Origin of the sequence: Asanoa sp. NPDC050611, from assembly GCF_040654855.1 — a bacterium.
Classification (GTDB): Bacteria; Actinomycetota; Actinomycetes; order Mycobacteriales; family Micromonosporaceae; genus Asanoa.
The window spans coordinates 1-7,534 of sequence record NZ_JBFAIU010000361.1; the positions used below are offsets into that span (position 1 = coordinate 1).

A 7,534-nucleotide genomic window follows, 5' to 3' on the forward strand; every position below is an offset into this window, starting at 1 on the left:
TGATGGACATCAGAGTAGGCCGGCGACGGGCCAGCCCGGACTCCGTCGCCGGTCTCCGCTCCCCCTCGAGAGGAGGTGGAACCACCGCCACTCGCGTGGCCCGGCTCCCGCGCGACACGCACGCCTGGTGCCAACCGTCGTGCGTGTATGTAACTGAGGTTGGGGGTGGGGTTGCCCTCCCCGCCCCCAACGCTAGCCCTCGATTGTTACGGGCATGAATCGGTCGACAGGACAGGCGGCGACGCCGAACCGGTCGACCGTCTCTTTTGTCCGGCTTTCCAGTTTCGGGGCTTCCCAGGACCGGGCTTTTGGCTGTACGATCTTGGGAGCGCTCCCAGATCCCACCCCCGAGGAGACCTGCACATGACCGTGCTGACCCGACGGCGCCTGTTGCGCCGCGCCGCGCTCTCGGCCACCGCCGCGACCGCCGCACGGGCCGCCGTGCGACCCACCGCGGGGGTCGCCATCTCCGCGGCGTCGTTGCTCACCGCCGCCTGCGACCCCGACTCGCCGGACGCCGACCCGAATCCGGAACGCCGGCTGGGACTGCGGTTCCCGGACGGCTTCCGCTGGGGCGCCGCGACGTCCGCGTACCAGATCGAGGGTGCCGCCAAGGAGGACGGCCGCGGCGCGTCCGTGTGGGACACGTTCAGTCACACCCCCGGCCGCACGCGCAACGGCGACACCGGTGAGTCGCCGCCGACCACTACCACCGCTGGGCGAGCGACCTGGACCTGATGAAGGACCTCGGTCTGCAGACCTACCGCTTCAGCATCTCCTGGCCGCGGGTGCAGGCCGATGGCACCGGCAAGGCCAACCAGCGCGGGCTCGACTTCTACCGCCGGCTGGTCGACGGGCTGCTGGAGCGCGGCATCGAGCCGATGGCCACGCTGTTCCACTGGGACCTCCCCCAGGCCCTGCAGGACGCGGGCGGCTGGGAGAACCGCGACACCGCCTACCGGTTCGGTGACTACGCCGCCGCGGTGTTCGAGGCGCTCGGCGCGGCGGTGCCGGTCTGGCTGACCATCAACGAGCCGAAGACCGTGGTGCAGAACGGCTACCTCGGCGGGCACCACGCGCCCGGGCTGCGCGACCCTTCCGCGGCCTACCTGGTGGCGCACCACCTGCAGCTCGCGCACGGCCTCGCGGTGCGGGCGCTGCGCGCGTCGGCCGAGGCGCGGATCGGGCCGGCGTTCAACCTGCACCCGTGCTACCCGGTCGACGACACCCCGGAGGCGGCGGCCGCCACCGCCCTCTACGACGGCTACGAGAACCGGCTCTACCTCGACTCCGTGCTGCGCGGCGCGTACCCGCAGGACGTGCTCGACGACCTCGGCCCCGAGAGCCGCATGGTGCGCGGCATCCAGGACGGTGACCTCGCCGTCATCTCGTCGCCGGTCGACCTCGTCGCGGTGCAGTACTACACGCCGTACTACGTCGCGCCGAGCGGCGACACGGAGATGCGCTGGCCGACCTCGGAGGCGTTCTGGCAGCAGATCTTCCCGGACGGGCTGTTCGACACCCTGACCCGGATCACCCGCGACTACGGCCCGATCCCGCTCACCATCACCGAGAACGGCCTGCCGTGCCCGGACGAGCTGCGCGGTGACACGGTCGACGACCCGGGCCGGGTCGAGTTCCTCCGGGACCACTTCGCCGCGGCACACCGGGCGATCGCGGCCGGTGTGCCGCTGGAGAGCTACCACGTCTGGTCGTTGATGGACAACTTCGAATGGGCCGAGGGGTACGACCAGCGCTGGGGACTGGTCTACGTGGACTACCCGACGCAGCGCCGGATCCCCAAGCGCAGCGCGCTCTGGTACCGGGGGGTCATCAAGGACAACGCCGTCTAACGCGGGAGCGCCTGCTGCAGCTCGGCCCGCAACGCCGGGGTCAGCATCTCGCCGGCCTGCTTCGCGAGCCGGGCCATCTCGTAGCCGACGACACCGATGTCGGCGTCGGAGCCCGCCAGCGTGGCCAGGATCGAGCCGTCGCGGATGTGCATGACCAGGAAGTAGCCGCGGCCCATCTCGACGACGGTCTGCTTGACGTAGTCGTTGTCGAACATCTGGGCGGCGCCGCTGGTGATGCTCATGACGCCGGAGGTCACGGCGGCGAGCTTGTCGGCGTGGTCGCGCGGCAGGTGGTCGGAGACGGCGATGAGGAGGCCGTCCGAGGACACCACGATCGCGTGCGCCACGCCCGGCACCCGCTGGGCGAAGCCACTGACCAGCCAGCTCAGGTCGCGCGCCTCGCGGCTGAGCGTCGTCATCGTTGCTCCCGTTCTCCGCGCCGGCCCGGCGCGCTCGTCAAATCGTTCGGGTCCTCGGACTCGGCGCGCCGCACGCCGCCGTAGAAGCTGTTCAGCAGGCTGCTAACCGCGTCGGGATCGGCTTCGCCGCGCGGCACCGGCACCGTGGCGGCGTCGTTGCCGCCCGGAAGCTGCGCCATCGGCACCCGCATGGGCAGGCCCGCCGGGCCCGTCCCGCCGGTGACCGGCACCGCGGGCGGCCCCGCGGCGGACTGAGCCGCGCCCACGCCGGTCGGCGCCGGCCCGGCGGTGCGCGAGAACCAGGAGACGCCCTCGGCGGTGTCGGCCGGGCGGGGCGTGGTCGACCGCCCGGGGCGCCGGCCGAGCGGGCCGTCCAGCAGCGCGGCCGGGGCGTCGGGGACGACCGGCGCGGCCGGCGCCGGCACCACGGGCGGCGCCGCGACGTGTCCGTTGCCGGCGATCGGCAGCGGGACGGGCGGGGCGGCCACGGCCGGCACCGCGGTGCCGGGCGACGGCACGGCCGGCACCCCGCCGCCCGGTGTCGACAGCGTGAGCGCGTGCACGGGTACGCCGGACACCGAGCTGCCGGCACGCGGCCCGGGCTGCAACGACGGCGCCGCACCGGAGACGGCGGCGACCGCGGCGAGCATCGGCCGGGCCGGCCGGTACGGCAGCTCGGCGCGCTCGTGCACGAGCAGGTCGGCGGGCAGGCGGACGACCGCGATCACGCCGCCCCGGCGGCCGGCACGCAGCTCGACGCGGATGCCGTGCCGGGCGGCGAGGTGGCTGACCACGAACAGGCCCATCCGCTCGGACGCCGCCACGTCGGCGAGCGGCGGCGCGGCCAGCGTGTCGTTGGCCTCCTGCAGCGCGGCCGGGGACATGCCGAGCCCGTCGTCGGCGATCTCGATGACCGTGCCGACCCGCGGGCCGCCGTGCGCGAACACGTGCACCGAGGTCGACGGCGGCGAGAACACCGTGGCGTTCTCGAGCAGCTCGGCGAGCAGGTGCACGACGTCGCCGACCGCGTGGCCGACCACGTGCACCGGGTCGATGGCGTCGTGCCGTACCCGGGGATAGAACTCGATCTCGGCGACCGCGGCGAGGACGACCGCGGGCAGCGCGACCGGGTCGCTCCACCGACGGGGCGACTCGATGCCGGCGAGCACCAGCAGGCTGTCGTCGTTGCGGCGCATGCGGGCGGCGAGGTGGTCCAGCTTGAACAGGTTGTCGAGCTGGTCCGGGTCGCTCTCCTCGCGCTCCAGCTCGTCGAGCAGCTCGAGTTGGCGCTCGACCAGCACCTGGCTGCGCCGGGCCAGGTTGACGAACATCGCGTTGACCGTGCGGCGCATCGTGGCCTGCTCGACGCCGACCGCGATCGCGCTGTGGTGCACGGCGACGAACGCCTCCGCCACCTCACCGATCTCGTCCATCGACTTGACTGCGGCCGGCCAGACGTCGATCCGCGGCACCGCGCCGCCGCCCATCGCGCGCAGCCGCTCCAGCGCCTCGGGCAGCTGCACCTGGGCGACCTGCAGGGCGTGGGTCCGCAGGGTGCGCAGCGACCGGGCGATCGACCGGCCGACCACGAACGACGCGAGCACCGCGATCGCCAGGACCAGCAGGATGCCGCCGGCGACCAGGAGGCTGTCGCGGAGCTGGGCGCTGCTGCGCGCGCTGGCCGCGGCGTCGGCGTCGGCGTTGACCCGCTGCTCCACCTTGCGCAGCTCTTCGGCCCGGTTCTGGCTGGCGGCCCACCACTGCTCGGCGCCGAGCACCTCGGGTGCCCGGGCGGTGCCGATCGTGCGCTCCTCGAGCCGGGTCGCCTCCACGAACTGCGGCAGCGCCGACGTGTCGTCGTAGAGGGTGACCTGGTCCGATGTGGCGTTGAGCCGGAAGTCGGCCAGCGCGGCGAGCTGCTGGGTGCGCAGGTCGGAGAGGGTCACCAGGTCGTCGGGGCCGTACCCGCCGGCCTTGGCGGCCGCGAAGATCCGGGCGCGGGCCCGCGAGCCCAGCTCCTCGACGCGGGCGAGCTGCACCGAGCGGAGCACGGCCTGCGAGAGGTCCGTGTGGTCCGCGCCCGGCGAGGGCTCGGCCAGCAGCGCGATCAGGGCGTCGACCAGCCGGGTGTACGTGTCGAACACGGTCTGCGGCGTGGCACTGCCGCCCGCCGCGGTGCGCAGCGTCGGCAGCTGGTCGATCAGCTCGACCGTGCGGCCGTAGGCGACCTGCCAGGAGACGTCGCCGCTGAGCGTCGGGTCGGCCGCGGCACGGAACCGGGTCGCGGCCGCGTCGACGGCGTCCGCGTACGGACGCAGCACATTGGTCAGCCGCGCGGCGTCGGGCCGGCCGGCCAGGTCGGTGGGTGCCGCCAGCTCGCCGGCGGTGCGGTCGCGCTCCTGCTGCACGGCGTGCACCAGGGCCGTGATCTCGTCGGCGACGCCGACCTGCGCGGAGAACTCGCCGAGCGCGCCGGCCTGGGTGAACACGGTGCGGGCCTGGAAACCGGCGAGCAGCACGAAGGCCAGCGACGGGATGATCAGGATGGCGGTCAGCTTGGTGCGGATCCGCCAGTCGCGCAGGCGGTAGCGGGAGTTGCGGCGGTGCGGGGTCAGCTTCACCTCGGCGTGCTGCCGGCGATGGTGCGGCACCGCGCCTCGGGGCTGCCCGGTCGCTCCTGCCACCCGCTCCTCCTCGTCGCCCCGGCGCCGGCCACACCGGGAAACCCGTTCATCCAACCAGGCCCGGAAGCTCAACGCACGAGGGCGACCGCCCAGTGTGGTCACCTTGAACGCGAGGCGGATGTGCGCACCATCCGTCCGGCGGACGTAACTCGTCCGTTCCGGTTGATCTATCGTCGCAGAGCGGTCAGGTCAGGGTCGAGTCACCCGTAGGTCTGGTCGGCGCGATTGAGGGCGACCAGCGCGGCGCCGGTGCAGCCGACCTCGGGATCGTCCACGTGGGCCACCTCGCGCGGTGCGAGCGACAGCTCGAAGGCACGTCGCCACCACGGCGAGGCGGCGATCGCGCCCCCGCCGAGCGTGACCGCGACGCGATGGTCGACGGTGGACTCGATGATCTCGAGGTCGCCGAGGACCAGCGTGCAGACGCCGGCCATCAGTCCCGCGAACATCTCGCTGGCCGTGGTGCCGAAGCCGACGTGGCGCAGCTCGCCGGAGCCGGCCGGCGCCGTGCCCGGCGGCCGGTCGCCGCCCAGCCGCGGGTCGGCCTGGACGCCCGTGAACGGCGGGATGCCGGCGAGCGTCTCCTCCAGCGCGGGGCCTTCGGGCAGGCGCAGCTCGCGGCGGGCCCAGGCGAACAGGTTGCCGCCGGCGGAGTAGGCGGCGCCGGTCACCACGCGGTGGTCGTCGACGCGGTAGCGCCAGAGGCGGTGCGGCAGCGGCGGCAGCTCGGCGCCGCGCGGGGCGGGCTGGACCAGCCGCACCGCGGCCGACGTGCCGACGGTGATCGCCGCGCGGGTCTCGTCGACGGCGCCGGAGCCGATGTTGGACGCCGCGCCGTCGCCGATCGCGGGGCACCAGGACGCCCGGGCGAGCTGCGGCCAGCGCCGCGCGTACTCGGGCCGCAGCCGGCCCTGCCAGCCGAGCGGCGCCAACGACGGCAGGTGCCGCGCCTCGACACCCGCGATCTCCAGTGCCTCCGCGTCCCACTCCATCGTCGAGATGTCGAGCAGGCCGGTGCCCGAGGCCTGGGACACCGACATCGCCGCCTCGCCGAGCAGCTCGGCCAGGATGTACTCGACCAGGCCGGTGTACCGGGCCGGCGCCAGCCCGAGGCCGCGCAGCCAGGGCAGCTTGACCGTCCAGTAGAACCGGTGCCACCAGGCACCAGTGCGCTGGTGGAAGGCCTCCGGGTCGAGCGGGCCGGTGGCGTCCGCGGGCGGCGTGGGCCGGGTGTCGAGCCAGGTGACCACCGGGCCGAGCGGGCGGCCGGCGGCGTCGAGCGGCAGCACCGAGTGCCACTGCGCGGACGCGGCCACGAGCCCGATGTCGTCGAGGTGGCCGCCCTTGGCCAGCTCGTCGAGGCAGGCACAGAGCGCCGCCAGGTACTCGTCCGCGTCGAGGGTGGCGCCGCCCGTGTCGTCGGCGGCGATCGAGAGGTCGAAACCGCGCCGGGCCAGCGCGTCGGGGCGGGCCCGGGCCCGGTCGTCGAAGACCATCGCGCGCACCGAGGAGGTGCCCAGGTCGAGGGCGAGAACGTTCATCGCCAGCCACCGTACCCCGCGGTTCCTCTTCCGAACCCGGCGTGCAACCGGTACGTTCCTGCCATGCACGCGCGACTGAGCATGTGGTGGCCCGCCGACCCGGCGGCCCACTCCCGCGCGTAGCCATCCGACGCGGCCGCCCTCGAGGCGGCCCGCTTCCCGGTTCTCCTCGCTGGCACCCGCCCGAGCCCTGAGGAAACCGCCATGCAGCTCGACCGCCACAGCCCGTTCGCCCTCGTGCGCCGGGAAGGCGCCGAACACGTCGACGTGTATACCGGTCCGGTACGCACCGTAGCGACGCTCGCCGAGTTACCGATCCCCGCCCTCGCCGTCGTCCCCTACCGCCAGGTCGCCGAGCGGGGCTTCGAGGCCGTCGACGACGGCGTACCCCTGGAATGCCTGTCGATCGAGAACCACGAGCGGGTGCCGCTCGCGACCGTCCTGGCGGAGCTGCTGGACGCGCCGGTCCGGACCGTCGGGCCGGCCGGCTTCGACGTCACCGACGACGAGTACGCGGCGACCGTCTCCCGCGTGCTGGCGGACGAGATCGGCCGGGGCGAGGGCGCCAACTTCGTCATCCACCGTGCGTACACGGCCCAGGTCGACGGGCCGCCGCTGGACGCCGCGCTGGCCGCGTACCGCCGGCTGCTGCTCGACGAACGCGGCGCGTACTGGACGTTCCTCGTGCACACCGGCGCCCGGGTGATCGTCGGCGCCTCCCCCGAGCGGCACGTCTCGGTCGAGGACGGCCTGGTGATGATGAACCCGATCTCCGGTACGCACCGGCACGGCTCGGACGTCGACCTGCTGGAGTTCCTCGCCGACCCGAAGGAGGTCGACGAGCTCTACATGGTGCTCGACGAGGAGCTGAAGATGATGGCCGCGGTCGCGGAGACCGGCGGTCAGGTGGTCGGCCCCTACCTCAAGGAGATGGCGCACCTCACGCACACCGAGTACCTGCTGGCCGGGCGGTGAACCCGGGACGTCCGGGACGTGCTGCGGGAGTCCATGTTCGCGCCGACCGTGACCGGCAGCCC

3 protein-coding genes and 2 pseudogenes are annotated in these 7,534 nt (G+C 73.9%); 2 read left to right on the forward strand and 3 right to left on the reverse strand.

The annotated features are described in order from the left end of the window. The first annotated feature begins 363 nt into the window (after positions 1-363). Positions 364-1,853: pseudogene (locus AB0H87_RS34935) on the forward strand (GH1 family beta-glucosidase). Here the strand turns inward: AB0H87_RS34935 and AB0H87_RS34940 are convergent. From AB0H87_RS34940 to AB0H87_RS34950, 3 genes are all read right to left on the reverse strand, one after another. Continuing rightward, entirely contained in the window at positions 1,850-2,272 is a 423-nt protein-coding gene (locus AB0H87_RS34940) for a roadblock/LC7 domain-containing protein (protein WP_360155722.1), read from the reverse strand. The pseudogene AB0H87_RS34935 and the gene AB0H87_RS34940 sit on opposite strands and share 4 nt — an antisense overlap. Then, positions 2,269-4,956 carry a nitrate- and nitrite sensing domain-containing protein gene (locus tag AB0H87_RS34945; protein ID WP_360155725.1) on the reverse strand — a complete coding sequence of 896 codons (2,688 nt, stop codon included), beginning with the start codon at positions 4,954-4,956 and terminating at the stop codon, positions 2,269-2,271. Before AB0H87_RS34945 ends, AB0H87_RS34940 begins: the two co-directional genes overlap by 4 nt. 200 nt (positions 4,957-5,156) lie before the next feature. Then, the gene (locus tag AB0H87_RS34950) at positions 5,157-6,497 is read right to left on the reverse strand and encodes an FGGY family carbohydrate kinase (protein ID WP_360155728.1); all 1,341 of its coding nucleotides are present in this window, start codon (positions 6,495-6,497) and stop codon (positions 5,157-5,159) included. A 204-nt stretch (positions 6,498-6,701) separates the two neighbouring features. Here AB0H87_RS34950 and AB0H87_RS34955 point away from each other — a divergent pair. Further along, a pseudogene (locus tag AB0H87_RS34955) lies at positions 6,702-7,534 on the forward strand (chorismate-binding protein); the annotation flags it as partial.